The 1,698-nt window shown below is 67.6% G+C and carries 2 protein-coding genes; both read right to left on the bottom strand.

Annotation, left to right across the window (positions count from 1 at the left end; genetic code table 11):
• Nucleotides 1-16: 16 nt before the first annotated feature.
• The gene (locus GP2_RS21925) at nucleotides 17-253 is read right to left on the bottom strand and encodes a phage major capsid family protein (protein ID WP_051997293.1); all 237 of its coding nucleotides are present in this window, start codon (nucleotides 251-253) and stop codon (nucleotides 17-19) included.
• 10 nt (nucleotides 254-263) lie between these two features.
• Nucleotides 264-1,316: a phage major capsid protein gene (locus tag GP2_RS20720; protein WP_006902610.1), complete on the bottom strand. Its 1,053-nt coding sequence runs from the start codon at nucleotides 1,314-1,316 to the stop codon at nucleotides 264-266.
• Nucleotides 1,317-1,698: the final 382 nt, after the last annotated feature.

Genomic DNA, 1,698 nt, shown 5'->3' with positions numbered 1-1,698 from the left:
GGTGCCGCAGACTCGGTCAGGCGGTTGTGGCCACGTTGAGGACCCGGAAGGCACTGTCGTTCACACTGTCCGCGCCGACACGCCCCCACACCCATAGGCCACGCTGGCCGGTCGGGCGACCGTTCCCCCCTACGAGGTGGGGCACGATCTCGACCGTGGTGCCGATGCGGTCGGCGATGACGTACTGAGACCAGTCCCCGTACACCACAACACGATTGGACTCGGTCGCGGAGGGATTGATCGCTCCGTCCATCGCTGACACCTCATACACCGGCCAGGCCGAGCAACGTCGGCGAGGTCTCCTGGAGGCTCGGGAACTTCAACGCACCCGCGCTGGTCTCGAACTGACGCGCGGCGTTGAGGATCGATAGGTTCGCCGCCCACGCCGCGTTCGGCTGGAACCGTGGGCCGAGCGCGTTCTGAAGAGCGTAGAAGTCCGACGCGGCCAGGGCCTCGGACCCGGTGCCATTGACCACCACGCTGGGTGAGCTGGCCGCGAGCGCGGTGATGATGCCTGTCGGCTGACCTGATCCGGAGCCGGTCGCGAACGCGGTCGCGTGCAGGTTATCGACCGCATCGACCATGACCCTCTGCAGCTCGGATACGGAGCTCAGTCCGTCGCCTTCGATCTCGACCGAGTACGGCACGAAGCACGAGTACTTGTGGACAGGCACGGTCGGCTGCGCCAGGGTCGGCGAGCCGTCTGCGGCTTCGCTGGCCTCCGCGAGCCACTCAGCCGTCGCACCGGCCGACGAGACGCCGTTCCACGAGTCAGAGGTGATCGTGACCGTGCGGGCGATCTGGCGGATCGGGTTGGTGCTGCCCGCGTTGGTGAGCAGGACTGCCGGGTCCAGGGTCAGCGGGACCATGTGGCGACCGTTCGCGTCGGTCAGCGACATCGCTCGTGTGCCGTCGCGCAGGCTCTCGACGCGCCGGTAGGCTGTGGCTTCCTCCTGAGTCCAACGCATGTGCCCGAGCTGAGGATCCGCAAGCAGCTTGCCGAAGGCGCGGGTGTAGGCGTCATCACCCGCGGCGGTGATCCAGTCGCGTGCGAGGCGATCGCGCCCGGCCAGTTCCTCTGCCGCCTCGGCGCCGTGGTCAGGCAGCAGCCCGCGGGAGTGCAGCCCGTCGATCGTGCGCCGCGCCCGATCCTGAGGATCGCCGAACATCCCGGCGCTCGAACGGTCGTGGAGGCCACCGTCGATCGTGTATCGGCCGGACCGGACGCCGGTCACCAGTGCGCGCCTTCGCTCGGCGATATCGTCCGCGGTGTTGCTGCGGACGATGTCGACGCACTGCAAGTGGATCTCGGCCATTCGACGCTCCTGGACCGGGGTGAGTTCCCCACAGTCGTGGAGTTCGCTGAGTCGCTCGAACTCGTCGTTGAGGTCGTCGAAGCGATGCTGTTACGAGGCGGAAAGTGTCATTTGAGGTCTCCTTCAGGAATAGCGCGCGCGTGGCACAGGCAGGTAGGCCGGCGGGACGCGCGAGAAAACGGGAATCGAAGCAAGATAGGGACACCGGGTGCGCGGCTGCGGCCGGGACGGCGGCGCCGATAGCTACGCGGAGGCGATGCCCATGCAACCGGGGCGCCGAGCTACGCTCCGAGATCTCTGACGAGGAGAGGCGGAGGGTGCTCAGGCTGCGCCGGTCGCGGCGGGCTCATCCAGCCCACTTGCAGAACGAAGCTTAACCTCG

The organism is Gordonia paraffinivorans NBRC 108238, from assembly GCF_000344155.1.
Lineage (GTDB): Bacteria > Actinomycetota > Actinomycetes > Mycobacteriales > Mycobacteriaceae > Gordonia > Gordonia paraffinivorans.
The sequence above is the reverse complement of the archived record's forward strand: the minus strand, read 5'-3'. Positions and strand labels throughout refer to the sequence as shown.